The 24,670-nt window shown below is 58.8% G+C and carries 24 protein-coding genes and 3 tRNA genes; 13 read left to right on the plus strand and 14 right to left on the minus strand.

Translation table 11 applies throughout. From position 1 onward, the window contains the following. Positions 1 to 34 precede the first annotated feature (34 nt). Entirely contained in the window at positions 35 to 505 is a 471-nt protein-coding gene (gene bcp / locus CHU71_RS03065) for a thioredoxin-dependent thiol peroxidase (RefSeq protein WP_034657419.1), read from the minus strand. 171 nt (positions 506 to 676) lie between these two features. Here bcp and CHU71_RS03070 point away from each other — a divergent pair, with 171 nt between their 5' ends. Continuing rightward, a complete protein-coding gene (locus tag CHU71_RS03070) occupies positions 677 to 955 on the plus strand; it encodes a DUF3618 domain-containing protein (protein ID WP_005531048.1) in 279 nt (92 codons plus the stop codon). A gap of 26 nt (positions 956 to 981) precedes the next feature. Here the strand turns inward: CHU71_RS03070 and CHU71_RS03075 are convergent, their stop codons facing one another. Then, on the minus strand, positions 982 to 1,536 hold the full coding sequence (locus tag CHU71_RS03075; RefSeq protein WP_049063405.1) for an isochorismatase family protein: 555 nt from the start codon (positions 1,534 to 1,536) through the stop codon (positions 982 to 984). 35 nt (positions 1,537 to 1,571) lie between these two features. Here CHU71_RS03075 and CHU71_RS03080 point away from each other — a divergent pair, with 35 nt between their 5' ends. Further along, on the plus strand, positions 1,572 to 2,849 hold the full coding sequence (locus CHU71_RS03080; protein ID WP_147760147.1) for a glutaminase: 1,278 nt from the start codon (positions 1,572 to 1,574) through the stop codon (positions 2,847 to 2,849). Between the two features lie 144 nt (positions 2,850 to 2,993). Here the strand turns inward: CHU71_RS03080 and CHU71_RS03085 are convergent. Next, positions 2,994 to 3,066: transfer RNA gene (locus CHU71_RS03085), tRNA-Lys, on the minus strand. Positions 3,067 to 3,331: 265 nt separating this feature from the next. Between CHU71_RS03085 and CHU71_RS03090 the strand changes: the two genes are divergently transcribed. Then, positions 3,332 to 4,555, plus strand: a complete 1,224-nt coding sequence (locus CHU71_RS03090; protein WP_147760148.1) for an Ig-like domain-containing protein — start codon at positions 3,332 to 3,334, stop codon at positions 4,553 to 4,555. Next, complete coding sequence (locus CHU71_RS03095; RefSeq protein WP_147760149.1) at positions 4,488 to 5,411, plus strand: LLM class flavin-dependent oxidoreductase; 924 nt, start codon at positions 4,488 to 4,490, stop codon at positions 5,409 to 5,411. The genes CHU71_RS03090 and CHU71_RS03095 overlap by 68 nt, the downstream gene beginning before the upstream one ends. Here CHU71_RS03095 and crtI read toward each other — a convergent pair. The 4 genes from crtI to orn form a co-directional block, all read right to left on the minus strand. Further along, positions 5,395 to 6,987: a phytoene desaturase family protein gene (gene crtI / locus CHU71_RS03100; protein ID WP_147760150.1), complete on the minus strand. Its 1,593-nt coding sequence runs from the start codon at positions 6,985 to 6,987 to the stop codon at positions 5,395 to 5,397. The genes CHU71_RS03095 and crtI overlap by 17 nt on opposite strands. Continuing rightward, positions 6,987 to 7,883 carry a phytoene/squalene synthase family protein gene (locus CHU71_RS03105; protein ID WP_147760151.1) on the minus strand — a complete coding sequence of 299 codons (897 nt, stop codon included), beginning with the start codon at positions 7,881 to 7,883 and terminating at the stop codon, positions 6,987 to 6,989. The genes crtI and CHU71_RS03105 overlap by 1 nt, the downstream gene beginning before the upstream one ends. 130 nt (positions 7,884 to 8,013) lie before the next feature. Beyond that, positions 8,014 to 8,086: transfer RNA gene (locus CHU71_RS03110), tRNA-His, on the minus strand. 50 nt (positions 8,087 to 8,136) lie between these two features. Further along, positions 8,137 to 8,769 (minus strand): oligoribonuclease, encoded by a 633-nt coding sequence (orn, locus tag CHU71_RS03115; protein WP_147760152.1) that lies wholly within the window; start codon positions 8,767 to 8,769, stop codon positions 8,137 to 8,139. A 333-nt stretch (positions 8,770 to 9,102) separates the two neighbouring features. Here orn and CHU71_RS03120 point away from each other — a divergent pair, with 333 nt between their 5' ends. Next, the gene (locus CHU71_RS03120) at positions 9,103 to 10,614 is read left to right on the plus strand and encodes a sodium:alanine symporter family protein (RefSeq protein WP_049063383.1); all 1,512 of its coding nucleotides are present in this window, start codon (positions 9,103 to 9,105) and stop codon (positions 10,612 to 10,614) included. Between the two features lie 40 nt (positions 10,615 to 10,654). Here the strand turns inward: CHU71_RS03120 and cmrA are convergent, their stop codons facing one another. After that, a complete protein-coding gene (gene cmrA, locus CHU71_RS03125; protein WP_049063385.1) occupies positions 10,655 to 11,467 on the minus strand; it encodes a mycolate reductase in 813 nt (270 codons plus the stop codon). A gap of 141 nt (positions 11,468 to 11,608) precedes the next feature. On the opposite strand from cmrA, the gene CHU71_RS03130 reads away from it, so the two are divergent. Further along, positions 11,609 to 11,794, plus strand: coding sequence for a PspC domain-containing protein (locus CHU71_RS03130; protein WP_049063387.1), 186 nt, complete (start codon positions 11,609 to 11,611; stop codon positions 11,792 to 11,794). A 45-nt stretch (positions 11,795 to 11,839) separates the two neighbouring features. Here the strand turns inward: CHU71_RS03130 and CHU71_RS03135 are convergent, their stop codons facing one another. The 3 genes from CHU71_RS03135 to CHU71_RS03145 all read right to left on the minus strand — a co-directional run bounded on the left by CHU71_RS03135 (position 11,840) and on the right by CHU71_RS03145 (position 13,732). After that, positions 11,840 to 12,499, minus strand: a complete 660-nt coding sequence (locus CHU71_RS03135) for a hypothetical protein (protein ID WP_147760153.1) — start codon at positions 12,497 to 12,499, stop codon at positions 11,840 to 11,842. 104 nt (positions 12,500 to 12,603) lie between these two features. After that, positions 12,604 to 12,677, minus strand: a tRNA-Arg gene (locus CHU71_RS03140). 107 nt (positions 12,678 to 12,784) lie between these two features. After that, positions 12,785 to 13,732 carry a LysR family transcriptional regulator gene (locus CHU71_RS03145; protein WP_110092258.1) on the minus strand — a complete coding sequence of 316 codons (948 nt, stop codon included), beginning with the start codon at positions 13,730 to 13,732 and terminating at the stop codon, positions 12,785 to 12,787. Between the two features lie 75 nt (positions 13,733 to 13,807). Between CHU71_RS03145 and CHU71_RS03150 the strand changes: the two genes are divergently transcribed. From CHU71_RS03150 to CHU71_RS03170, 5 genes are all read left to right on the plus strand, one after another. Next, positions 13,808 to 15,928 (plus strand): cytochrome c oxidase assembly protein, encoded by a 2,121-nt coding sequence (locus CHU71_RS03150; RefSeq protein ID WP_100622400.1) that lies wholly within the window; start codon positions 13,808 to 13,810, stop codon positions 15,926 to 15,928. 212 nt (positions 15,929 to 16,140) lie between these two features. Beyond that, complete coding sequence (locus CHU71_RS03155; protein WP_100622401.1) at positions 16,141 to 16,779, plus strand: single-stranded DNA-binding protein; 639 nt, start codon at positions 16,141 to 16,143, stop codon at positions 16,777 to 16,779. 138 nt (positions 16,780 to 16,917) lie between these two features. Next, positions 16,918 to 18,588, plus strand: a complete 1,671-nt coding sequence (gene ettA / locus CHU71_RS03160) for an energy-dependent translational throttle protein EttA (protein ID WP_100622402.1) — start codon at positions 16,918 to 16,920, stop codon at positions 18,586 to 18,588. A gap of 88 nt (positions 18,589 to 18,676) precedes the next feature. Continuing rightward, positions 18,677 to 19,105: a thioesterase family protein gene (locus CHU71_RS03165; RefSeq protein ID WP_100622403.1), complete on the plus strand. Its 429-nt coding sequence runs from the start codon at positions 18,677 to 18,679 to the stop codon at positions 19,103 to 19,105. A 57-nt stretch (positions 19,106 to 19,162) separates the two neighbouring features. Further along, positions 19,163 to 19,807 (plus strand): hypothetical protein, encoded by a 645-nt coding sequence (locus tag CHU71_RS03170; protein ID WP_147760154.1) that lies wholly within the window; start codon positions 19,163 to 19,165, stop codon positions 19,805 to 19,807. A 23-nt stretch (positions 19,808 to 19,830) separates the two neighbouring features. On the opposite strand, the gene chrA is transcribed toward CHU71_RS03170, so the two are convergent. After that, entirely contained in the window at positions 19,831 to 21,021 is a 1,191-nt protein-coding gene (gene chrA / locus CHU71_RS03175; protein ID WP_147760155.1) for a chromate efflux transporter, read from the minus strand. Positions 21,022 to 21,211: 190 nt separating this feature from the next. On the opposite strand from chrA, the gene CHU71_RS03180 reads away from it, so the two are divergent. Further along, entirely contained in the window at positions 21,212 to 21,706 is a 495-nt protein-coding gene (locus tag CHU71_RS03180; protein ID WP_370450480.1) for a hypothetical protein, read from the plus strand. Positions 21,707 to 21,727: 21 nt separating this feature from the next. Here the strand turns inward: CHU71_RS03180 and CHU71_RS03185 are convergent, their stop codons facing one another. Both CHU71_RS03185 and CHU71_RS03190 read right to left on the minus strand, forming a co-directional pair. Then, positions 21,728 to 22,117 (minus strand): globin, encoded by a 390-nt coding sequence (locus CHU71_RS03185; RefSeq protein ID WP_147760156.1) that lies wholly within the window; start codon positions 22,115 to 22,117, stop codon positions 21,728 to 21,730. Between the two features lie 5 nt (positions 22,118 to 22,122). After that, positions 22,123 to 23,169, minus strand: coding sequence for a mechanosensitive ion channel family protein (locus CHU71_RS03190; RefSeq protein WP_147760157.1), 1,047 nt, complete (start codon positions 23,167 to 23,169; stop codon positions 22,123 to 22,125). Positions 23,170 to 23,350: 181 nt separating this feature from the next. Here CHU71_RS03190 and CHU71_RS03195 point away from each other — a divergent pair, with 181 nt between their 5' ends. Then, on the plus strand, positions 23,351 to 24,502 hold the full coding sequence (locus CHU71_RS03195; protein ID WP_147760158.1) for a cystathionine gamma-synthase: 1,152 nt from the start codon (positions 23,351 to 23,353) through the stop codon (positions 24,500 to 24,502). Positions 24,503 to 24,670 lie beyond the last annotated feature (168 nt).

The raw sequence follows: 24,670 nt of genomic DNA on the forward strand, positions 1-24,670 counted from the left end.
TGAATTGTTTAGGTGATTGTGTACGTGCCGAAGTTTAAGACAGCCCCTTCATCACACGGGCGACGTGACCTGTAGCCTTCACGTTGTACATGGCCTGGCCGATGGTGCCATCTGGCTCAACGAGGAAAGTTGAGCGAATAACGCCTTGTACCACCTTGCCGTAGTTCTTCTTCTCGCCGAACGCGCCGTATGCCGCGAGCGTTTCCTTCTCAGGGTCAGACAGAAGTGGGAAGTTCAGCTCGTGATCGGCGCGGAACTTAGCCAGGGCCTCTGGCTTATCAGGGGAGATGCCTACGACCGCGATGTCGAGACCATTGAGCTGCTCAAGGGAATCACGGAAGTCACACGCCTCTTTGGTGCAGCCTGGCGTGTTGGCGCGCGGGTAGAAATACACGAGCACGCGCTTTCCAGCGAAGTCGCTGAGGCTTACAGAATTGCCCTGATCGTCGCTCAAGGTGAAAGAGGGGGCAACGTCTCCGATTTCCAAACGCTTTGCTTCAGTCATGTCTTTAACCATACCGTGCCCTCGTGATGGTCTGGGCCATCCTAGGCGCAGGTGCCGGTATCCCCGCGTGCACGCATTGCGTCGATGCCTGTAGACTGGTCCTTTGACTGACTCGGTGGAAGCTGAGCCAAAAGGCCTATAAAGCGAAATTACGAATTCAGGAGTTACAACGTGGCACGCGATATTAATGACATTCAGCGCGACATCGAGCGCACCCGCCGCCAGCTGGCTAGCACCCTCGACGAGCTCGCTGACCGCAGCAAGCCAAAGAACTTGGTCGATGACGCAAAGGGCGCCGCAACCGAGAAGCTGCAGGATCGCAACGTTCAGATGGCACTCGCCGGCGTTGGCGCAGCTGTAGTCGGCCTCGTAGCGCTAGCAGTCTTCCGCTCCAACCGTCGCAAGAACGACATCAAGGAGCTGCAGCGCCTGCTCGCTGAGCGTCGCTAATTCGACGCGGCATTTTTGCCCCCGCCTTAGACGACCTTTGCCCCTGCCTCGCGCAGTTCGGCAAAGGTCTTTTTTGCGCGCTCTTCACTGACTGGAGAGCAGTAGCTCTCCAAGACGTTGACGGTGAAGCCTTCCCGTAACGCGTCGATCGCGGTGGCGCGCACACAGTGATCGGTGGCGATGCCAACGATGTCGAGCTCGCTTACCTCACGCTCGCGCAGCCACTCCGCCAGGGTTGCACCGTCGTCGACGCACTCGGCCTCAAACCCAGAATAAGCTGCGGTGTAGGCACCTTTGTGGAAGAAGGTGTCGATGGGGGCGTCGGCAAGCGCGGCGTGCATGGCCGCGCCCTCCGTGTCAGCGACGCAGTGCACCGGCCACGTGTCCACGAAGTCCGGGTCTTCAGAGAAGTGCCCTTTGGGGTCGATGTGCCAGTCCTGCGTAGCAACAATGAAGTCATAATCCTGGGTGCGCACCAGCTTGGCGACGTCGCGCGCTACCTCGCTTCCACGATCCGTCGCGAGGGAGCCGCCAGGACAAAAGTCGTTTTGCACGTCCACAATGACAAGAGTTCTGCTCATGCGGGCAATCATAGTCATCCGTAAGCTGGGCGGAGATGAAAACACCAATCCCATTTTATTTGCAGGAAATCCTCGACAGTGTCCGTGATAAGGACGGTGGAAAGGTAGCTGACTACATCCCAGAGCTCGCGGCTGCGGAACCGGAGTACCTGGGCGCCGCGCTGTGCACCACCACGGGCCACGTGTATTCGGCGGGTGACGCGGACGTCGAGTTCACCATGCAGTCTTTGTCCAAGCCTTTTGTCTACGCCTTGGCGCTGCAGGAACTGGGGTTGGACGCAGTGCGTGAAATCGTCGGAATGGAGCCTTCCGGCGAAGCGTTCAACGAGCTCTCCCTCAACCGCGATGACCACCGTCCGGTCAACCCAATGATCAATGCTGGTGCAATTGCGGTTACCCAGCTCATCAATGGCGTAGACTCCGGGGTTGAGGAACGCGTGGAGCGCATCCTTACCTATATGTCGCGCCTGGCGGGACGCGAGCTGGAGATCGATGAGAGCGTGTTCGGCTCGGAGCTAGACCACGCGGATCGCAATCTCGCTTTGGCGCACATGCTGCGCAACTACGACATTATTAAGGACGAAGCGCACGACGCCGTGCTTACTTATACCAAGCAGTGCGCTATTCGGGTGACGGTGAAGGACCTGGCGGTGATGTCGGCGACCTTGGCTAATGGTGGCTGCCAGCCAGTAACGAATGACAAGATTCTGGACGCCGATGTCTGCCGACTGACTCTGGCGCTGATGAGCTCGGCCGGAATGTATGACGGCGCCGGCCGCTGGATGGCCGAGGTAGGTATTCCGGCGAAGTCCGGTGTGGCCGGCGGCTTGCTCGGAACGCTGCCGGGACAGCTGGGTGTTGCTACCTTCTCGCCGCGCCTGAATGAAGAAGGTAATTCTGTCCGCGGCGTGGCAGCTTTCAAGCTCTTGTCTAAGGACATGGGCTTGCACCTGATGTCAACGGAGGAGCGCTACGGTGTCCAGCCGATTCGCCACATTATCGACGATGGCGACGCCACGGTTATCTATCTCCAGGGTGTTCTCAACTTCAACGCGGCTGAGACGGTCCTGCACGAGTTGGAGCGCTATGACTTGAGCGCGGACAAGGTGGTCTTGGAGTTGTCCAACGTGACCGCGACGAACAAGATGGGTCGTAGGATGCTCAAGGAGGGGCTGCGCCGAATTCGCGAGTCGGGCTTCGACATCGAGCTGGTCGACCCTGAACAAGAGTTGGAGGATCTGAAGATGTCCGACGGCACCGAGGTGCCTGTGGGCGACCCGGAGGACTACCAAATCTCGGGCGAGCAGATTTAGAACCTGCGTAGTTGCCAACGGGGCGTCGGAAAGCTACGCCGGCGCCCCCTTCGTTGTCAGTTATGCAGATCCTGGGGGCTCCCTCGCAAAACTAAAAGACTCGCAACCTCACTCTTGGGAATGAAGCTACGAGACTTTCTATTGTGCGCCATCAGGGACTTGAACCCCGAACCCACTGATTAAGAGTCAGTTGCTCTGCCAATTGAGCTAATGGCGCATGTGCTGTCTGACTGGCTTGTTTGCCTGCCGTGCAACGAGAAGTAACTTTAACACCCTTGTTGGAAAACTGTAAAATCGGCAGGTCACTCATGGTTTTCGCCGTCATTTTAGCGTTGTTTGCTTTGCTCGCGCATGGGAGGGGCGGCGAGCAGATAACAATTGGTTAACACGTGAAGTGCCGTGTGGAGTTTTAAAGAAGCTCGTTATAGGCTGATTGAGAAATTTTTTTAACCGACTCCTCTGTGCTTTATAAAAGGGCTCCCGTGATTAATCCCCTACCTCTTGCCCGTCGTGTTATCGCAGTCACCGCCGTTGCTTTGACTGCGACTGTTGCCGCAGCTTGCACCATTGATTCCACAGTTCAAGATAAGAGCTCCGAGCAGTCCGCAGCTGCCGCCGCTGGAAATGATGCTGCTGCAGAAAGCTCTGCCGCCGCTAAGAAGAAAGGCCTTGAAGTCTCCGTTAAGGACGGTGCGACCGACGTCGATCCTTCCGAAACCATTACGGTAAAGACCGAAGGCAAAATGAAGACGGTTACTATGACGAACGAGCTTGGCGTCGAAGTCGCAGAAAAGCTGTCCGCCGACTCTAAGACCTGGTCCACCGATGAGGTCCTTGGATACAATCACACCTACACAATCCAGGCAGAAGACGTTGACGGAAACAAGAAGACCGTAACTTTCGCCACCCCACAGGCAGCGGGTGTTTCTGAGGTCGCTTTGTCGCCGATCCCCGGCGCCGAAGTAGGCGTTGGACAGGTTATTGGTGTTCGCTTTGGCAACTATGTCACTGACCGCAAGGCCGCCGAGGAAGCTATCACCGTCAAGACCACCCCTGAGGTTGAGGGCGCTTTCTACTGGATCAATAACCAGGAAGTTCGCTGGCGTCCGAAGGAGTACTGGGAGCCTGGTACCAAGGTAGAGGTTAACGTTGATCTCTACGGCAAGAATCTCGGTGGCGGTATTTACGGTGGCGAGGACTCTTCCACGAATTTCACTATTGGGGACCGCGTAATTTCCTTAGTCGATAACGCCACTAAAACCATGCAGGTCTTCAAGAACGGTCAGTTGCTGCGTTCTATCCCAGTTTCCTTGGGCACTGACGGTATGTGGGATACGCCGAACGGCCGCTACATCATTGGTGATGAGTACGAGTCCCTCGTCATGGATTCCACTACATATGGTCTAGCACTGGATGCAGGTGGTTACCGCACGAACGTTAACTACGCGACCCAGATGTCTTACTCCGGAATTTACGTCCACTCGGCTCCATGGTCCATTGGTGCCCAGGGCGTCTACAACCAGTCCCACGGTTGCATCAACGTCTCTCCAGAGGCTGCGCAGTGGTTCCAGTCGGTGGTTAAGCGTGGCGACATCGTGCGCGTGTTCAACACCGGCGGCGAGCAACTCAGTGCGTTTGATGGCCTCGGCGACTGGAACATGGACTGGGAGACGTGGTCCAAGGGCAATACAAACGCAAACGCTTAGAATAAGTTTCACTTCGAAACGGGGCGCATGGTTACAGTGGTGGCCATGCGCTTTTCTGTTTTGGACCGCGCGGATTCAGGTTGGCACGGCGGGCATTATGGTGCCGAATCACCCGCCATTGATCATCGCGGAGCAGGCCGCGATGTTGGAGTCGCTGTATCCAGGGCGCATCATTATCGGCTTGGGCTCTTCGGTGGGTTTTACTAAACCAGTACGCGAGGCGTTGCGGCAGACCGTGGAGGCCAAGCAACGCTTCGATTCCGACCTTGCCCAAGTACGCAATTTTTTGCTTGGCGACGCCCCCATCACCCTCCGGCCCCATGCTGGGCCGCCGCTTTTTGTCTTGGCCGGTTTTCGCTCTGCGCTTTCTGCGGCCAAGCTGGGCTTGGGCGTCATCCTTGGCGGCCCAGTCGAGACGCAGGTTGAGGCTGCACGGGTTTATCGGGAGAACTTCCAAGGCACCTCGCCGGTGGTCATTTCCTCACTCAACATTGCGGTGGCCGAAGACGAAGCCTATGCCCGGCGCCTTCTCCTTCCCGAGGCCTATGCCCAGGTGCTTTCCCAAAGCGCCGGCGTGTTTGGCGCACTCGACCCAGATCCCGATTTGAAAGGATTAACCGGCCAACAACGCGAACGCCTCGAACAGACGCTTGCCAATACGGTCTACGGTACTCCCGCTGCGGTGGAAGCCAAGCTTGCCGACATCGCAGAGAAACTCGGCGTCGAGGAGTTCTTAGTCACCGGCGATATTCCCGACCGCGAGGGCAGAGCGCACTCAGAGGAGCTGCTCGCCGGGCTGGACTTGTTCACTCGAATGCACACACCGCCGAAAAGGAGGCCTAATGCAGAGGCATAAGCGGCGCAGCCGTGGTGTCGCCGTGCATTCGCTTGAGAATGTTCTCTGCGGAGATAAGACACATAGGCACGCCAACGCCAGGAACGGTCGTGGCGCCGGCATAGTAGAGGCTTTCGACTTTGGAGGAGACATTTTTGCCGCGGAAAAAGGCCGACTGCGCCAGAGTGTGCGCTGGGCCAATCGAGCCGCCGCGCCAGGCGTGGTAGCGCTCCGCAAAGTCGGCCGGCCCGAGGGTGTGGCGCACGACGATACGAGAGGCGAAGTCGTCGATGCCAGCCCAGCGGCCGATTTGTGCGATGGCGGCATCGGCAATGGCTTCCACGCGAGCAGACGGGTGAGCGCCGTAGGCATCGCCGTGGCCCAACGCGGTGTTCGCGGGGACCGGAACCAGCACGAATAGGTTCTCGTGGCCGACCGGCGCCACCGCCGGATCGGTGGCGGAGGTCTTAGAAATATAGATGGAATGCGAAGCATCCAGCACACGCGTGGGCTCTGGGCCGTGGTAGACCGCACGGAAATCAGGCTCCCAGTCCTTACTGAACAGCAGCGTGTGGTGAGCCAACTGCGGCAGCTCACCCTTTACGCCCAGCAGTACCAAGACCGTGCCCAAACCAGCATCGCGCCCCGCAAAGTACTTCGCTGAGTAGGAACGCAGATGCGCAGGCAGCAGCGAGGTTTCGGTGTGGTGTAGATCGGCGGCGGAGACGACGGCGTCGGCAAGCAGCTCTTGGGAGCCTGCGGAAGTCATGATCCGGACCCCTGTTGCGCGGGCCGAATCGTCGGTGAGGATTCCCGTGACCTCCGTTCCCAGCAAGAAGGTAACGCCAGCATTGCGGGCCTGCCGCGCTATAGCCTCGACCACCGCACTGAAGCCGCCGAGCGGATAGCGCACGCCTTCCACCAGGTCAGTGTGGCTCATTAGCGAATATATTGCCGGTGCTGCGGAAGGCTCGCTAGAAAGAAAGACCGCCGGGTAGCTGAGCACCTGGCGTAGGCGGTAATCCCGGAAAGAAGCCACCACGTGCTTATCCAAGGTGCGGGTGAGCAGCTGAGCCAAAGTTCCTAAACGGGAGCGAACAGTTGGCGCGAGGAGCTCGCGGGGATCACTAAATGTGGTGTACAGGAAGCGCTCAAGGGCCACGTTGTAGACGTCCGTGGCCTGGTCCAGATAGTCCCTTACGCGCTGGCCTGCGCCGGGCTCGATGGACTCGAAGAGCGTGGCCACCTTATCCACGCCGGTCTCGACGTTGATGAACTGGCCCGAGTCGTCATAGACGCGGTAGGCGGGCGTGAGGTCAACCAGCGAAAGCTCCTCCGCAGTCGAGGTACCGCACAGCTCAAAGAAGTGATCGAAGGCCTCCGGCATCAGGTACCACGACGGGCCGGTATCCCAGCGGAAGCCCTCTGCAGACAGCGAGCCTGCGCGCCCACCGACCTCTTCGAGTTTGTCCACCACCGTAACCTGCTTGCCGTCGCGAGCGAGCAAAGCCGCAGTTGCAAGCCCTGCAACGCCAGCACCAATCACGATGACGGACTCTGGCTGTTTAGCCACAGCGCCACGCCTAAAGGTTTTCATCAACGCGTCCTCCTTAGGGACTTCACGGTTGCCCGCAGCAGAAGGGCCAGCTTGCGCGGGATGCTGACGCTGACGCGCTTAGTGGGCAAGGCGCGAGCGGGCAGTGCAGCAATATCGTTGGTCAAAGCTTCGAAGAGATCCGTGGCGGCGATGACCCCCGTCCGTGCCGTGAGCGGCAGCTGATCCATCACCGCGCGGGCGGCGGCTAAGTCGGCGCGGATGTCGGTGATGAGTTCATCCTTTGACTCCGCGGACAAGCCTGCCGAGCCGGCCTGGGGAAAGTAGGAGCGGCCAAGCTGGCCGGTGTCCGCGCCCAAATCCCGCAGGAAGTTGACCTTTTGGAAGGCCGCGCCCAAGCGGCGGGCGCCGGCCTCGAGCTCCCGGCGTTGCGCGCTGGAAACCGGCTGGCCCACCAGAAACGCGTCCAGGCACAGCAAGCCGATGACCTCAGCTGAGCCATAGACATACTGATTCAGCTCGGCCGCCGTAGAGTAAACACTCTGGTGTAGGTCGCGCCGCATCGACGCGAAGAAGGCCTGGATGTGCTCGTCTTTGAATCCACAACGGCGTGCGCTCAATCCATAGGAATGCAGAATCGGGTCGGTATGAAAGCGGCGATGCGGTGCCTGCAAGACTGCTTGCTCGTATGCGTCGAGGGTCTCTTGGACCTCCTGCGGGCTTAGTCCAGCTGCGGCGGCGGCACCGTCGACAATCTCATCCGCAATACGGACCACGGCATAAAGATTGCGGATGTCCGTGCGGGTTTGTGGGCTCAGCATTTGAGAGGCCAGCGAAAAACTAGTGGAGTAGGCCGCGATGATTTGCTCAGCAGCCCGCTCAGCGCCGTTGTCATAACGGGGCAGTGGGTTGGGGGTGTGAGTAAAGAGCCTGAACAATGTACGCCACCTTTTGAAGGAGAAAGACCTGCCACCGCGCGGGCATTACGCAAGTCGCTCACGGCTATCGTAGCCTGTCATATCAAGAAAGACCCTAGTCTGCGAAAGTGCAGGCTAGGGTCTCATTCGGGGTGGCTGACGGGGCTCGAACCCGCGACACCCAGGATCACAACCTGGTGCTCTACCAGCTGAACTACAGCCACCATCGCTGCCTTAAAAGCAGCACGGATAAGATTAACTCACGCCGCGAGATTTACAAAAACGCCTGGTAGTCGGCGGTAGTTGACTCCTTGAGTTTCGCTGCTTCCTCGGAAGAGGGACCTTCGTCGGTGCGGAACACACTGCGGCGGTAGTAGTCCAACTCGCGGATGGATTCAATGATGTCCTGGAGCGCGCGGTGCGCCATGCCCTTGTCAGGCTGGTTGTAGTAGGCGCGCGGGAACCAGCGGCGACTGAGCTCCTTGATGGTGGAAACGTCAATCATGCGGTAGTGCAGCGCTTCATCCAAGCGTGGCATGTAGGCACGGATGAAGGTGCGGTCGGTGGCGATGGAGTTGCCTGCCAGGGGAGCGGGATGCTCAGGGTCGCAGTGCTCAGCGATGAGCGCCAGGACGGCATCTTCGGCTTCTCGCAGGGTGGTGGTGGATTCGCGGATTTCCTTATCCAGGCCGGAGTTGGCGTGCATGTTGGTGACAAAGTCATCCATCTCAGCGAGCTCCGCTTCCGTGGCATGGACCACTAGGTCGATTCCCTCACCAATGACGTTGAGGTTGCCATCAGTGATGATGGCGGCCACCTCCACGATGACGTGGCGCTTCGGGTCGAGCCCGGTCATCTCCAAGTCAATCCAGACGAGTCGGTCATTCTTCGGGGCGATGTCAGTCATGGGTTTAACCTTAGTCCTCCTAGAGCCGTGCTTGTCGACGCCTCCCTTCCCACCGTCTGACTCAATCCACCGGCGTGGAAGGTGTGGCGGGGGTAGGAAAAGGGTGTGTTTTAACGCAGATAGTTCAGATTTTCTAAAAGGTTTCTGTTAGCGGTATTGACGGTTCTTGAGCTGTACATTAAATTTTGGTCAACCAACAGGTAATGCGAAGAATTAGATTCTTTCAAAAACATTTCCGTGATTGCCCTCACAAATTTCGATTGAAGTAGTGCATGATTCTTTATGTCACCCTTTATGCTAGAGATCACAATTTTGGAAAGTAGGTTCCCTCATATGGCCGGGTTCTTGGATGCTCTCAACTCCCTCATTTGGTCCCCAGCACTCGTGTTCCTGTGCTTGGGCGCCGGTGTCTATTTCACGATCGTGACCAAGGGGTTGCAGATTCGCTGTATTCCCGACATGATTGCGCAGCTGAAGAACGGCGAGAAGTCAGACTCCGGGGTTTCTTCTTTCCAGTCCCTAATGATTTCCCTCGCCGGTCGCGTCGGCGTCGGCAACATTGCCGGTGTTGCCACGGCGATCGCCTTCGGTGGCCCAGGTGCTGTCTTCTGGATGTGGGCGGTGGCGCTGTTGGGGTCCGCTACTTCGTTCGTGGAATGTACTCTCGCACAGGTCTACAAGGAAAAGGACCAGGACACTGGCGAGTACCGCGGTGGCCCGGCGTACTACATCGAAAAGGCTTACCGCCACACCTCTGTGGGCCCGTTCATGCTGGTCTACGGCGTTATCTTCGCTGTCTCCATGATTCTGGCTACCAGCTACTTCCTCCCAGGCATCCAGGCCAACGGTGTGGCCGCTGCAGTGGAGAACGCCTGGGGCGTCAACGTCACCTGGTCCGCAGTCATCTTGGCTGGCGTCTTGGCCTTCATCATCATCGGTGGCGTCAAGCGTATCGCTAACTTCACCTCGCTCATCGTTCCATTCATGGCAGCCGCTTATATCATCATCGCGCTGACCATCCTGTTCATGAACTTCGGCGACATTCCACACGTATTTGGCCTCATCTTCAAGTCTGCATTTGACATGGAAGCAGGATTCGCGGGCATGCTGGGCTCTGCAATCATGTGGGGCGTAAAGCGCGGTATCTACTCCAACGAGGCAGGCCAGGGCACCGGCCCGCAGTCGGCAGCTGCTGCCGAGGTATCCCACCCGGCAAAGCAGGGCCTCGTTCAATCATTCGCCGTCTACGTCGATACCCTCTTCGTCTGCTCGGCCACCGCCTTCATCATCATCTCCACTGACATGTACAAGGTCTTCGAAGGCGAGTCCGAGGATGGCGCCGTTCGCTACGCCGGCTCCCTGCCTGACGGCATTGCGGTCGGCCCAGGCTTCGTTCAATCCGGTATGGACTCAGTATTCAGTGGTGTCGGCGCTTCTTTCGTGGCAATTGCTATCGCGTTCTTCGCCTTCACCACCGTCCTGGCTTACTACTACATGGCAGAGACCAACCTCACCTACTTCAACCGCTGGATCAAGAATGCTGGCGCACGCCGCGCGCTGGTGTGGGTCCTGCGCGTCCTCATCATCATCTCCGTCATCATTGGTGCTACCACCACCCCGGGCTCCGCGTGGGCACTAGGCGACATCGGAGTGGGCGCCACCGCATGGCTCAACATCATCGCCATCCTCTTCCTCCAGGTCCCGGCACTCAAGTGCCTCAAGGACTACAGCGCGCAGAAGAAGGCTGGCAAGGATCCGGACTTCGACCCTGAAGCTCTGGGCATCAAGAACGCCGACTTCTGGGTAGAGCGCAAGAACGCTCGCTCTTCCTCTGTAGCCGAGTAAGGCACACCAAAAGCAGGCTCGCCGAAAGGGCGGGAGTGCCTTAGGCCATCTTTGAGTAGAAGCTGCCGATGAGCGGTGCGGCAATCGGGGTAGGGACGATTTGGCCCAGAGCGTTCATCGCCTTGGACAGCGGGCCCGGCACCACGCGGCGCTGGTTGCGCGCCATGGCCGCGAGGGTTTCCGCGGAGCAGGACTTGTAGGTGGTCCACAGGAAGTCCGGCACCACCTTATCCACGATGGACTGCTCTTCTTCCGGAATGACCGCATCGCGGACTGGGCCTGGAGCCAGCAGGGTGCAGCTCACGCCCGTGCCCTTCAGCTCATAGTGCAGCGCCTCAGTGAAGGCATTTACTCCGGCCTTGGTGAACACGTAAGTAGCGTTGTTCGGAATCGAGACATTGCCCGCTGCAGAACCCACATTGCATATAGCGCCCGAGCGGCGCGGCAGCATCTGGTCCAAAGCGGCGCGGGTCAGGCGGTGCACGGCCTTGCCATTGAGATCGAACTGCTTGGTCTCATAGTCCCAATCCTGATCCATGAACTTGCCAAAGCTGGCGATGCCAGCAGAGTTCACGATGATGGAAATCTCCTTGTCTGCCATGAACTCGATGACGCGGTCGACGTCGGCTTCCTTTGCTAAGTCGGCGGCCAGAGCAATGGCATCCACCTCATGCTGGGCCTTAAGTTCCGCAGCGATGCGGTCGAGGACTTCCTGGCGGCGCGCCACCAGGATGACGTTGTAGCCGCGTGAAGCAAGGTCGCGCGCCATCGCCTCGCCGATGCCCTGGCTGGCACCAGTGAGCAAAGCATAAGAAGTGCGGGTGGGGCCGGGCAGCCCTGCGTGCTTAGTCATGAGGTGAAAATTCCTTTCGCCGTGTTAACAACGTCGTCTAGCGTAGACGAAAAGCCAGAAATCAGGGTGTTTATCAGGGCTCTCCCTGATGCAACATGGCGTGACATTAGGTTGAATTGAAAGTGAAAGGAGATGACAGAAATGAACAACAACCGTTTGACCCGTTCGACCACTGACACCTACATCGGAGGCGTGTGTGGCGGAATTGCCCAGGCCTACAACCTCGACCCAACCTTGGTTCGCGCGCTCTTCGTTATCGCAACGCTCCTCGGATTCTCCGGGATTTTGCTCTACATCCTGTTATGGGTGATCATGCCGGTTTCGTAATTAGCGATAAGCGCAAACTCGCTCGCTAATCTGCCGCAGCGGGCCTTATTGCAGCGGCCCAAAGCGCATGAACCGATGCCAGGTCTCCCACTCATCGCGTAGCCTGGCTGCATGGCGTGCGGGGCTTGCCACGTCGTCGATAAGCACGGCGTCCTGCATGCGCACACCGTTGTCGAAGAACAACGCCGCATGCCCCGACGCGCCATAACGCACCACCGGGACTAGGTTGAGGCCGTCGAAGGAAAGCTGTGCGTTCGGACGTACATCAAGGCCCGCAATTGCCGCGAGCGTGGGCGCCAAATCCATGGGGGAGACCAGCTCCTTGCAGGAAGGGGCGGCGGTGTCCGTCACGCCCGGCCAAGCCAAGGACATGGGGGAAGGCCCGCCGCTTAAGGAACACACGGCGACCACGCCATGCTTGGCGACGTCGCGCAGCCGCGCCGGGGCCGCAGGTTCTTCCAGCAGGCGGAATACCGGGGCGTCCTCGGTACCTGGTGGGGAGTCGATGTCCTCGCTTATGCTGTAGCCTGCTTCGCGGAAGATATCCGTGATGCGGGTCTTAGCTTCGCGCTGCGGATACTGGCCCGTCAAGACGCTGTTGCGGGACTGCGCATAGCTGGGGGAAGGAGCCCACGCGTTGTCGAAGCGCATGCCGATGAGGGCGGCTTCGGGGGCCGTGACGAAGGTAGCCAGGGTGATATCCATGGATTCCATCCTAGGCTTGCGCCCCGAGCCGTGCAGATAGGAAAGATACAAAGAAAAGGCCACCTTCTGCCGTGAATTCCGGCAAAAGGTGGCCTTGACCTGCGTGCCCCCAGCAGGACTCGAACCCGCGACACATGGGGTAGAAACCCACTGCTCTAATCCGCTGAGCTATGGAGGCATATCCCACATATTAGACCAGAGTGCTGGGCAGGCTGGAAGTGGGGGCGGCGCCTCTCGTCAGCTGCTTTCACCGGCGAAAGCGGCGAGGCCTAGTAGGCCTAATGCTTAGAGCAGGTTGGCACTGTCGAGGAGGGATTCTTCGCTTTCGCCGCCGACGTCGAGGATCAGGTCCACCAGTTGCTTTGCCGCAGGGGAGAGATCGCGGTCGCGGCGGAAAATCAGCAAGGCCTGCATCGGAGGGATACCCTCCGCAATGCGGCGATAGTGAATACCGCGATGGTTTAGCGCTTGCGCTGAACTCGGCAACAGGCATATGCCGATTCCGCCAGATACCAGCGGGAGGCCGGTTTGCAGCGTGGAAATTTCCTGGATTCGGCTAGGAACTGCGCCAGGGGTCTTTAGGAAGACCTGGTCGAGCAGTTCAGGCATGCCAATGAACTCAGGGTGGCGGGGCGGCAAGATCCACGTTTCTTTGGAAAGGTCTGCCAAAGAAACCGGATCCGGCAGGTGGCTGAGGCGTTCTGGAACTGCCACGCGGAATTCCATCTCGGTGGCTTCGTGGACAATGAGCTCGTCGCGATAACGCTGCGCAAAAGCCTGCGGATCAGTTGAGGGCATGAGGCCTAGGTCGATGGAGCCTTCCAACACGCGGTTTAGGGTGATGGTGGGCTCTGGGTCATCGAGGAAAATATTGACGTCAGGGGCGCTCTCAAACATTCGGTGCAGGACCTCCGGCATGAACAACCAGTTGAACTCAGGCGCCGAGGAAATAGAAACACTGCCGGCGGTGCCTTCGGCGATTTCGGATATGCGCTGGGTAGCGTCGCTAAGCAGCGTTTCAACTTTGGAGGCGATGCTGTAGAGATAAACTCCTGCTTCCGTAGTCTTCACGCCAGCGCGACCGCGGGTGAGAAGTTGGACGTTGAGTTCTTTTTCGAGCTTTCGGATGGAGAGGCTGAGAGATGGCTGAGTCATGTCTAATGCTTCAGCCGCATGAGTAAATGAACCGTGATCAACAACGGCTCGGAAATAGAGAAGCTGGCGCGAATCCATAGCTCGTGATTATGCCAAAATTTAGAGAATTATTCGTTTTAGGTAAGGCAATGGTTTCGGCGGTACACTGCGCCTATGAAAAAACAGGACGGTACTGCCAGTTCACAGCTGCATGCAGCAGGGGCTGGGAAAGAAAGCCCGCAAGGCGCCGCCGTTAAGCCCGCTAGCGCTGCTGCCGCCAGCGGCGGTGCGAAAAATGCAAAATGGTTGTACGCCAGTGCAATATTCTTTGCGGGATTCGTGGGTGGCTTCATCTCCTTGTTCTTCCTCGCGGATTCGCTTGCTGCGCTCGGTATCCCTGACCCAGGCCGCCTGACCACCTTCGGACTGCCGTTCTTCCGCGCCGTCGCCTGGCTGCTTATGGCGTTATCTGTGGGATCGTTCATGGTCTCTGCCTTCCTTATCTCGCCGCAGATCCCCGACAAAGACAATGAGCGTCTCATTGAATCTCGCCTCACCGTGGATGGGCATATTGCGGCCCGAACGGGTGCCTTTGCGGCATTCGGCATTGCCATCGTGGCTCTTCTTGAAGTGCCTTTGGTGATGTCAGACCTCACTGGTACTCCTTTTGCCCAGGTGCTCAACCCGCAATTGATGAGCATGGCGCTGGAAAGCATTGCTACCTCCCAGGCTTGGCTCGTCACCGCAGCTATTTCAGTAGTCGTTGGTGTCTTAGGCCTAGCCTCCAGAAAATGGTCAATGCAGCCCATCGCTTTCATGGTTTCGCTCCTGCAAGTGGTGCCACTGGGCATGGAGGGACACTCGGCTGCTGGTGGCGACCATGACTATGGAACGAACTCCTTGCTCTTCCACCTGTTCTTCTTGGTTCTGTGGGTGGGTGGCCTGCTGGGGCTCATCGCCCATAGCCGGCGTTTGGGCCCGGGAATGGCTACGGCGGTTCGTCGCTATTCGGTGGTCGCGTTTGTATCTATCGTGGCCATGGCGGCATCCGGCATCATCAACGCGCTTATCCGCGTGGAGTTCAGCGATCTCTTTAGCACCCGTTACGGCCTGCTCATTGTCACCAAGACGGTACTGACCATCCTGCTTGCTGTCTTTGGACTGGCGCATCGTCAAATCACCATTCCGCAGCTGGAACGTCGCCCTGAGCTGTTTAGGCGAGTGGCCTTCGTGGAGGTACTCGTCATGGCTGCCACGGTAGGCGTAGCGATTTCTATGGGGCGCACCCCGCCGCCACCGCCGCGGGATCCGAATCTGAACAACATGCAGGTGCTGTTGGGCTATGAGCTTCTCGACGCCCCGACCGTCACCAACATTTGGACCATGTACCGCTATGACCTCATGTTCGGCACCCTCGGTCTCGGGCTCGCGGCGCTTTACGGTTACGCGCTGCTGCGCTTGCGTCGCCGTGGTCTGAGCTGGTCTCCAGTGCGCACCGCGTGGTTCATGCTGGGCGCGCTTGGTCTGACCTTCATCATGAGCTCGGGTATTGGCCTCTACATTCCGGCGTTGTACTCGATGCACATGCTGGGGCACATGTTCTTGTCTATGGCCATCCCGCTGTTCTTGGTGCTTGGTGCACCGCTGACGTTGGTAATGGAAGCTTTTGAGCCAGGTGCTCCCGGCAAGCCGACCATCCATGATGCGGCTGTGGCCGTGACCAAGTCCAAGGTGCTGAAGTTCCTGACGCATCCGGCAGTCAACCTCATCCAGTTCCTCATATTCCTCTACGTGCTCTACCTGTATCCCGATCTCTATCAGGTGGCGGTGTCCGAACACGCCGGTCACCTCATTATGAACTGGGCATTCCTCATCTCCGGTTACATCTATTACTGGGAGGTCATCGGCCCAGACCCATTGCCGTTCCGTGCGCCGACCAACCTGCGCCTGCTAGTACTGTTCTTCTCCATGCCGCTACACCTCTTCGCTGGCGTCTACCTCATGCAGCTGCAAAGCGTGCTGGGCGAGGAGTTCTACCTGTCGCTGAACCTGCCGTGGAACCCCGACCTATTGCAAGATCAGCGCGTGGGTGGCGGCATCGCATGGGGCTTTGGCCAGTTCCCGTTGGTCATCGTCTTTGGCAAACTCTTCCTAGACTGGCTGCGCGACGACCGCGCTATAGCGCGTCGCCACGATGCCAAGGCGGAGGTTGATGGCGATGCGGACTTGGAGGACTACAACGAGATGCTGCGACGCATGAGCGAGGGCGACGCTACCGGCTTCCGGCAGCAGTAATTTCACTGAGAAACAGCGCAATCTGTGAGTAACTCTCACCAACTGGTGGGAGTTATTTGCGTTTTGTTGACGCTGCCAACTAGTTATCCACAGCTTGCAAAACTTCCTCTTGTAGCCCTTGTCCATTCGCAGTGATGATGCAGGCAGGAAGGGGCGCGGCCCTTTCCGTCATCTGAGACCCTAAGACTCTAAAAGAAAAGGAATTTAAGGACATGTCCCAGCTACCTATCACCATCACTGGTCATCTCACCCACGAGCCGGAGCTCGTCAAAGTTAATACCGACATGTACAAGACACGCCTGCGTATGGCGTCTTCGCGCCGTGTTCCCGCGGATAGCACGGTAAACGGCGAGCGGGAGTGGCGCGATACTGATCTGATTTACATCGATGTTGAGATGTGGGGTCAGTTTGCCATCAACGTGAAGAAGTCCCTGCACCGTGGGATGCCGGTTATTGTCGTTGGTTCGGTGTGTTCGGACTCGTGGACCAGCCCGAACGGTCAAAACAAGTTCCGCACCTTCGTGAAGGCCTTCTACGTGGGGCTAGACCTCAACCGCTACATCATTTCTTCTCGCAAGCTGGAACACGTATACACCACGGATGGCCTGGAGCCACCGGCATCGGGCGATGAGATGCCGGAGATCGATCTGGATAGGACGGCGCAGTCAAACGCTGCTCCAACAGACGCCACCACCGAGTCCGAAGCCGAACGCGATGACGAGCACGACACTGCCGCTGACCGCCGGCAGGCAGCTCGCGGGCTCGGTGGCCAGAACGCTCTACATGTGGATGCTGAGAATGAAACAAGCGAGGAAGGCGAAGCCCAAGAGCTAGAAGAGGTATCCGTATAAAAAGCGGTGGATTGATCCTCGGGTGAGGGGAGGAAAATACCTGCGAAGGATAACCCTAACCCGGGGCGCTTTGTCCTCCCATGTGATGTACTCTTTGTTGTGTTATAAACCATTCCCAAGTTAAGCAAAGGGTGAAACATGGGCGAATTCATCTACACGATGAAAAATGTGCGTAAGGCAGTCGGCGAGAAGCTCATTCTCGACAATGTAACGATGGCCTTCTACCCAGGTGCCAAGATTGGTGTCGTTGGCCCGAATGGTGCAGGTAAGTCCTCCATTCTGAAGATCATGGCCGGCATCGACCAGCCATCCAACGGTGAAGCATTCATCGATCCGGGCAAAACCGTGGGCATCCTTCTACAGGAGCCACCACTCAATGACGAGAAGACCGTTCGCGGCAACGTCGAAGAGGGCTTGGGCGAGATCTTTGAGAAGAAGCAGCGCTTCGAGGCCATCGCAGAAGAGATGGCTACCAACTACACCGATGAGCTCATGGAAGAAATGGGCAAGCTCCAAGAGGAGCTCGACGCTGCCGATGCTTGGGAGGTCGATTCCAAGATCGAGCAGGCCATGGAAGCGCTGCGCTGCCCGCCTTCAGACTCCCCGGTGAACAACCTCTCCGGTGGTGAGCGCCGTCGCGTTGCCCTGGCCAAGCTCCTGCTCTCCGAGCCGGACCTGCTGCTGCTTGACGAGCCGACCAACCACCTGGACGCCGAGTCCGTGGAATGGCTGGAGAAGCATCTCGCTGACTACAAGGGCGCCGTTCTGGCGGTTACCCACGACCGCTACTTCCTCGACCACGTTGCGGGCTGGATCTGTGAGGTTGACCGCGGCAAGCTCTACCCATACGAGGGCAACTACTCCACCTACCTGGAGAAGAAGGCCGAGCGTCTGGAAGTTGCTGGCGCCAAGGATAAGAAGCTGCAGAAGCGCCTGAAGGAAGAACTCGCTTGGGTTCGCTCCGGCGCCAAGGCTCGTCAAGCCAAGAACAAGGCTCGTCTCCAGCGCTACGAGGAGATGGCTGCGGAGGCTGAGCAGTACAAGAAGCTCGACTTCGAAGAGATCCAGATTCCAACCCCGCCGCGCTTGGGCAACAAGGTCGTGGAGGTTAAGAACTTGGTCAAGGGCTTCGACGGCCGAACTCTTATCAAGGACCTGTCCTTCACCCTGCCGCGCAACGGCATCGTCGGCGTTATCGGCCCGAACGGTGTGGGTAAGTCCACCCTGTTCAAGACCATCGTTGGTCTGGAGCAGCCGGACTCCGGCTCCGTTGAGGTTGGCGAGACTGTTAAGCTTTCCTACGTTGACCAGGGCCGTGAGAACATCGACCCTGAGGCAACCGTCTGGGAGGTTGTTTCTGACGGACTGGATTACATCCACGTCGGCCAGAACGAAATGCCATCGCGTGCTTACCTGTCCGCGTTCGGCTTCAAGGGCCCGGACCAGCAGAAGCCTTCCAAGGTTCTCTCCGGTGGTGAGCGTAACCGCCTGAACCTGGCTCTGACCCTGAAAGAGGGCGGAAACCTGATTCTCCTCGACGAGCCGACCAACGACCTGGACGTCGAGACCCTGGGCTCCCTTGAGAACGCCCTTGAGAAGTTCCCGGGCTGCGCCGTGGTCATTTCCCACGACCGCTGGTTCCTGGACCGCACCTGTACCCACATCCTTGCCTGGGAAGGCAACGTGGAAGAGGGCAAGTGGTTCTGGTTCGAAGGCAACTTCGGCGACTACGAGAAGAACAAGATCGAGCGCCTCGGCGAGGACGCCGCTCGCCCGAGCCGCGTGACCCACCGCAAGCTGACCCGCTAGCGTTTAACGCAAAGGGCGTCCGGAAAAACGGACGCCCTTTTAGCTTTTCCCTAAACCCCAACCCCAATTGGAAAGAGATTTTTAAAGAATGTCTTCTGAGAACGTGCACGCGCACACCGTTGGTGTCCGTTGGTCTGACTTCGACATGTACGGCCACATGATGAACGCCAACTACATCGAGCTGGCGCAGGAGGCCCGTTTGGCTTTTGCCATGGACCACTTCTACAAAAACGGCCTGGACATGATTGCGTTCGTGCGTCACCTCGACGCCGACTACGTTTGTCCGCTCAAGTGGGATGGCAAGAACAGCACGGTCACGGTTGAGACCACCGTGGTGCGCCTGGGTAACACCTCGTTCACCACCCGCCAGGAGATCAAGGACAGCACCGGCAACGTCGCATGCGTTATCACTTGCACCCAGGTTGTCATCGACAAGGCAACGCAGATGCCGCGTGCTATCTCTGAGGAGGAGAAGAAGATCATTCTTGAGAATGCTTTGGTTAAGCTGGACGCATAGTGTGAGCTGAATTCGAGCTCGCCGCGCATCAGTACGTCGAAGGAGGGCCCGCAAGCCATGGTCAACGAATCACTCGAATTAAGAGGTGGTGGACCTGGATTGCGGGCCCTCATCGCGCGTGCAGTGGGGCTGGACGTGGCGGCGTTAGTGCGCTTGCGCCAGCTCGACGAGAACACCGTCGACGTGTTTGTCACTACGCCATTTGAGGTGGTGGCCTCTCGCCGCGTGGAGGGCACAGTCTCCCGTGATGGGGCAGTGGTCTCTGCGAATGCTCTGCATGAGGCTTTGCTGCTTAGCGACGCCGCACCCGGCACCCTTGAGCTCGGCCCCGCCCGGGACCCTTCGTGGCCGGGTGCCCTGCCGCCAGCAACCGGATTCGTCTTGCTCGACACCCTGCCCGTTGAGGTAGTGCGGGAGCTTTCCGATAAGGGCCAGCAGCTCGCCCGCCAGTTCTCCGGCCCCCTCGGCCCACCGGCGAGCCTGCTGAATCAGACCGTGGTTACCGTCAATGGTCCGGAGCACCAAGAGGTGGAAATCCCCATGCGCATGATTTTTGCCTGCACCAACCTGGGGCTTATTCCCGGCTTCGCTGCGCCGATGGATATTCCACGTCATCTACGCGTATCCGGCCTTGGCCGGTGGGTTCGCGTCGACGCCCCCTTTGGCAGTGTGTATCGCTCGACGCGGCTCTCCCTGTTCTAACCGATTCCTCGTCGGCCACGGCGCTAGAGTAGCGCCCACCCTAGCAGCGCCGCACCCACGGCTACAGACCACGGCGGCGCCTTGAAGAATTGCAAAGCAACGTAGGTCGCAACCGCAATTCCGGCGCTAGCCCAGCCAGTGACGCCGTGGGTGATAATCGGGTCCCACAGCGCTGCGACCAGCAGGCCGATGACCGCGGCATTTACCGCCGCGAAGGCGGTGCGCAGCCACCTTAAGTGTTGCCACCGCGACCAAAAGTGCAGTGCGGCAAGTGTTAGCAAAGCGCCAGGCAAGAAAATCATGACCGTGCCCAACACGGCGCCGCCCACGCCGCCGTCGACCGCGCCAAGATAAGACGCGAACGTGAACAACGGACCCGGCACGCCTTGCGCCACTGAGTACCCGGCCAGGAACTCCTGTTGAGTGAGCCAGCCTGCGCCCACGAATTTATCCTCGAGCAGCGGCAGCACTACGTGTCCGCCGCCAAAGACCAGAGCGCCTGATTGGTAGAACGCGTTGAGACGGGTGATGAGCCAAGCATCGCTTAAACGTGCAGCTATGGCCAGCCCGCCGAGCAGGAGGAAGAACGCGCCCAAGCAGCCCCACGCCAGCCGGACCGACACCGCACGGAGCCCGTGCTCAGCGCCCGCTTGCTCACCGACGCCCAACTGCCCGCGCAAGATGGTAGCCCCGAGGAAACCCGCAATGAGGATGACCGCGAGCTGCCACGAGGAGCCCGCGAAGATCAGCACGAGGGAGCTCACCACCGCCAGCGCCCAGGCCACAGGTGTTTTGAGCAGCTTCTTACACATGCCGATGATGGCGTGCAGGACCACGCCGGCTGCCGCTGCCAACAGGCCAGCCAACCAGCCTGCGCCTACAGGCGAGGCAGTGGTTTCGCCGCCGACCACTAGGCCAAACACTGCCAATATGAGTGCGGAGGGGATGGTGAAGAGGAACCATGACAAGGCCATGCCCGGCAGGCCGGCGCGGTGATAGCCCACCGCCATGCCCACCTTGGAGCTGGCCGGGCCGGGCAGGAACTGGGACATGGCGACGAGATCTGCGTAGGTGGCGTCGGTGAGCCAACGGCGGCGCTCGATAAACTCGGTACGGAAGTAACCCAAGTGCGCGGCCGGTCCACCAAAAGCTGTCCAGCCAAGCGGACCAAAGGATCGGTTAACCTCTGAAAAGCCGCCTTGTGAAGTCGTCATTCTAAGGATGCTAGTGGCGTGGGGGCGCCTTCGCGAGCTGGGGATGTAAATCGCATTCGCATCAATAAACTTTTTCTTTTCTAAGGAGAAAGCAATGCGTATCGCCGTCCCTAAAGAGGTCATGAATAACGAAAGTCGCGTGGCTCTGACTCCGCTTGCAGTGTAGACCTTGGTCAAGGATGGCCACGAGGTGTTAGTGGAAACCGGCGCTCTGGTCTCATTGTTTTCACCTACCTCCACCTGGCGGCAGACCGCCCGCGGCCTGCGCGCTGAGGTTATGGTTCTCGACCTGGATCCGCACGTTCTGCAACGCTTCGACGACCAGTACCAGGGCACCGTCCGTACCCTCATTTCTGATCCGGCCACGCTCGAGGCTGAGCTTCTCGAAGCTGACCTTGTCATTGGCGCCGTCCTCGTGCCCGGTGCCGCTGCACCGAAGCTGGTGCGCGAGGAGACCGTAAAGAAGATGAAGCCAGGGGCAGTGCTCGTCGACGTCGCCATCGAACAAGGCGGCTGCTTCGAGAACTCCCACAAGACTTCGCACGACGACCCGACCTTCAAGGTCCACGACACCATTTTTTACTGCGTGGCCAACATGCCGGGCGTGGTGGCTAACACCTCTGCACGCGCTCTCAACTCGGTCACCCTGCCGTATATCCGTGCTGCTTTCTCCTGGGAAGAATAGGAGAAAAACTAGCGCTGCTGATTAGCCCTGGCGGTTGATTAGCATCTGCGCTACGCGCTCCATGTGGTCCCAGATCATGTGTCGGTACGCCGGCGGAATGGTCTCCTCATCGATCTGGGCCAGCGAGTTGGCCATGAGTTCGAGCCAACGGTCATGCGCCTCAAGATTGATGGGGTATTCCGAATGGCGCATGCGCAAGCGCGGGTGCCCGCGGTTCTCACTAAACAGCTGCGGGCCTCCCCAATATTGCACGAGGAACCACTTCAGGCGTTCCTCGGCGCCCTCCCAATCTTGGTCGGGGTACATTGGGCCGATGACGTCGTCGGTGCGGACCTGGGCATAGAAACCGCCGACCAATTTGTCGAAGGTCTCCATGCCGCCAACTGCTTCATACACGCTCGTGGGCTGCATAGTGTTTAAGACTCGTTTCCGGGATCTGCGGGATTAAGAGAGCTCTCGATGAATGGGTATTCGGCCTCATCCATGTCATAGAAGCTCACTCCCTGAGGATATGGGGTGTCTATGTTGTGCGCGTGCATTGCGTTGAGAATCTTCGCCTGCAGCTTGCGCTGAACGCCCCATTGCTTGCCCGGCAGCGTCTTCACGGTCACGCGGAAGGACATGTGATCGACCTCGAGGCTGGAAATGCCGTTGACGTCGGGCTGATCAAGGAGGTCGTCGCGGACGGCGTCGTTAAGCGCAGCGTCCTGGACAGCCTTGGAGATGACCTCAAATGCCTTGTCGGGATCGTTAGAAAGCGCGACTGGAACCTGCACGCGGGCCACCGAGTAGTGGTCTGAGTGGTTGGCTACCTGCAGGATCTCGCCATTGCGGACGTACCACAGGGCGCCGTCTATGTCGCGAACCGTGGTGATGCGCAGGGAGATGGACTCCACGTCGCCGAAGACGCCATTGCCCAAGTCGATGGTGTCGCCGATGCCGTACTGGTCCTCCAGCAGCATGAAAATGCCGGAGAGGAAGTCCTTGACCAGCGACTGTGCACCGAAACCAAGAGCGACACCAACCACACCGGCGGAAGCCACGAGAGGTGCGACGTTGACGCCGACCTCGGACAAGATGGCGAGGACTGCCCACACCCAGACGAAGATGCCTGCGGCGGAACGGCCCACGCTCGCGAGGGTCTGCAGGCGCGAAACGCGGCGTGCCTCGTGTGTTTTCGCCAGTGCGGTGTCCTGCTTAGCGACCTTGCGGCGTGGACGAACCTGTGATTTTAGGCGCCCGTTCTTGATGCTGTTATCGGCGAGCTTGGTGATGAGCCGGCGCAGAAGCCAGTGGGCGACCAAAGCGATGAGCAGGATGATCGCGATGCGAATTGGTTTGTCGACGAGCCACGATTGTGTGGTTTCGTTCTTCCAGAACCCAGTGACGGTTTCGACTGCTTGCTCGGCATTAGGGCTAGCTGCAAGGAGCGCGGTGCTTGCGGTGGTGGTAGGAAAACTCATGGTGCTTTCTACTCGGGGAAAAGTTCAAAGTGTACGCCGGAACCAGTCATGATTCCGTGTGACGCACAACCACACCATGGTACGGAAATTCTCAAAGCTTAAGGGAACGCCCATTGATGAGATGAATAAAAACATTGCAATCACTGTTTGAAATGGACAGCTTGGTCTAGAGTTTCTAGACATGACTGAGAACCGCGCCCCAGGCTTTTCCTCCCGATCGATTCATGCTGGCTACCACCCAGACCCCTACATGGGCAGTATTAACGTGCCGATTTACGCGTCGACTACGTTCCAGCAGGACGGTTTGGCGCAGTTGCGCGGTGGTTTTGAGTATGGACGCGTGGCTAACCCCACCGTGCGTTCGCTTGAGTTAACGCTCGCGTCCCTGGAAAACGCTGAGTACGCGCGATGTTTTTCCTCCGGCATGGCGGCGGTGGACACGCTGATCCGCATCATCGTGCGCCCGGGCGACCATGTCATCTTGGGCAATGACGCATACGGCGGAATGTACCGCTTGCTGCACCACGACTATGGTCAGTGGGGCATCGAGCTATCCATCGTGGATACCACCGATGCCTCTGCCGTGGCTGCGGCGGTGCGTGAGAACACCAAGCTCATCTGGCTGGAGACCCCAACCAACCCGGCTACCAACATCACGGACATTGCTGAGGTGGTCAAGCACAAGGGTAACGCTCAGATCGTTGTGGACAACACCTTCGCTACTCCTTACCTGCAGAACCCGCTGGATCTCGGCGCAGACCACATCCTGCACTCCACCACGAAGTACTTGGGCGGACACTCTGACGTGCTGGGCGGTGCCGTGGTGACCAATTCGGCGGAGATGGACGAGCGCCTGCTCTACTTCCAGGGCAATGTTGGCGCAGTGTCCTCGCCATTCGACGCCTACCTCACCGCCCGTGGCATCAAGACCTTGTCCGTGCGCATGGACCGCCACTGCTCGAATGCGCAGGCCGTGGCCGAGTTCCTGGAATCCCGCCCTGAGGTCAAGCAGGTCCTGTATCCGGGTCTTCCTTCGCACCCAGGCCACGAGCTGGCGAAGAAGCAGATGCGCGGCTTCGGAGGCATGATGTCCGTGCGCTTCCACGATGCGGAGCAAGCAAAACAGGTGTGCCTGAACACCCAGCTGGTGTCCTTGGCGGAGTCCTTGGGCGGCGTGGAATCCCTCATCGAGCATCCGCAGAACATGACCCACATTTCGGCGGAGGGCTCCGAACTGGTTCCGCCGGAGGATCTGGTGCGCATCTCCATTGGCATCGAGGACGTTGCGGACCTCATCGCGGACTTCGAGCAGGCGTTGGACGCGTTGCACTAGATTGTGTTGGGGCGCCAAAGCCGCTAAAGGCGAGTGCTTGGTGCCTCATTGCCAAAAGCCCCGCCCTAAGCACCCGGCCCTGGATTACCAGACCCTGAGGTTGCGTTTTATCGCGTCGGGGACTGCGGATGTTTTGAATTCTTCACGCAGCTTGGTGGTTGTGTGCTG

This window comes from Corynebacterium sp. LK14, from assembly GCF_008042215.1.
Taxonomy (GTDB): Bacteria; Actinomycetota; Actinomycetes; order Mycobacteriales; family Mycobacteriaceae; genus Corynebacterium; species Corynebacterium striatum.

What these genes read in the sequence shown, in the direction of transcription:
- CHU71_RS03135 (WP_147760153.1), bottom strand. Translation starts at nt 12,499, where the DNA reads ATGGATATCACCCTGGCTACCTTCGTCACGGCCCCCGAAGCCGCCCTC.
- CHU71_RS03150 (WP_100622400.1), top strand. Translation starts at nt 13,808, where the DNA reads ATGAAAAAACAGGACGGTACTGCCAGTTCACAGCTGCATGCAGCAGGG.
- CHU71_RS03145 (WP_110092258.1), bottom strand. Translation starts at nt 13,732, where the DNA reads ATGGATTCGCGCCAGCTTCTCTATTTCCGAGCCGTTGTTGATCACGGT.
- CHU71_RS03170 (WP_147760154.1), top strand. Translation starts at nt 19,163, where the DNA reads ATGGTCAACGAATCACTCGAATTAAGAGGTGGTGGACCTGGATTGCGG.
- CHU71_RS03120 (WP_049063383.1), top strand. Translation starts at nt 9,103, where the DNA reads ATGGCCGGGTTCTTGGATGCTCTCAACTCCCTCATTTGGTCCCCAGCA.
- orn (WP_147760152.1), bottom strand. Translation starts at nt 8,769, where the DNA reads ATGACTGACATCGCCCCGAAGAATGACCGACTCGTCTGGATTGACTTG.
- CHU71_RS03080 (WP_147760147.1), top strand. Translation starts at nt 1,572, where the DNA reads ATGAAAACACCAATCCCATTTTATTTGCAGGAAATCCTCGACAGTGTC.
- CHU71_RS03155 (WP_100622401.1), top strand. Translation starts at nt 16,141, where the DNA reads ATGTCCCAGCTACCTATCACCATCACTGGTCATCTCACCCACGAGCCG.
- CHU71_RS03195 (WP_147760158.1), top strand. Translation starts at nt 23,351, where the DNA reads ATGACTGAGAACCGCGCCCCAGGCTTTTCCTCCCGATCGATTCATGCT.
- chrA (WP_147760155.1), bottom strand. Translation starts at nt 21,021, where the DNA reads ATGACGACTTCACAAGGCGGCTTTTCAGAGGTTAACCGATCCTTTGGT.
- CHU71_RS03095 (WP_147760149.1), top strand. Translation starts at nt 4,488, where the DNA reads ATGGCCTCGGCGACTGGAACATGGACTGGGAGACGTGGTCCAAGGGCA.
- crtI (WP_147760150.1), bottom strand. Translation starts at nt 6,987, where the DNA reads ATGAAAACCTTTAGGCGTGGCGCTGTGGCTAAACAGCCAGAGTCCGTC.
- CHU71_RS03165 (WP_100622403.1), top strand. Translation starts at nt 18,677, where the DNA reads ATGTCTTCTGAGAACGTGCACGCGCACACCGTTGGTGTCCGTTGGTCT.
- CHU71_RS03075 (WP_049063405.1), bottom strand. Translation starts at nt 1,536, where the DNA reads ATGAGCAGAACTCTTGTCATTGTGGACGTGCAAAACGACTTTTGTCCT.
- CHU71_RS03185 (WP_147760156.1), bottom strand. Translation starts at nt 22,117, where the DNA reads ATGCAGCCCACGAGCGTGTATGAAGCAGTTGGCGGCATGGAGACCTTC.
- CHU71_RS03190 (WP_147760157.1), bottom strand. Translation starts at nt 23,169, where the DNA reads ATGAGTTTTCCTACCACCACCGCAAGCACCGCGCTCCTTGCAGCTAGC.
- cmrA (WP_049063385.1), bottom strand. Translation starts at nt 11,467, where the DNA reads ATGACTAAGCACGCAGGGCTGCCCGGCCCCACCCGCACTTCTTATGCT.
- ettA (WP_100622402.1), top strand. Translation starts at nt 16,918, where the DNA reads ATGGGCGAATTCATCTACACGATGAAAAATGTGCGTAAGGCAGTCGGC.
- CHU71_RS03130 (WP_049063387.1), top strand. Translation starts at nt 11,609, where the DNA reads ATGAACAACAACCGTTTGACCCGTTCGACCACTGACACCTACATCGGA.
- bcp (WP_034657419.1), bottom strand. Translation starts at nt 505, where the DNA reads ATGACTGAAGCAAAGCGTTTGGAAATCGGAGACGTTGCCCCCTCTTTC.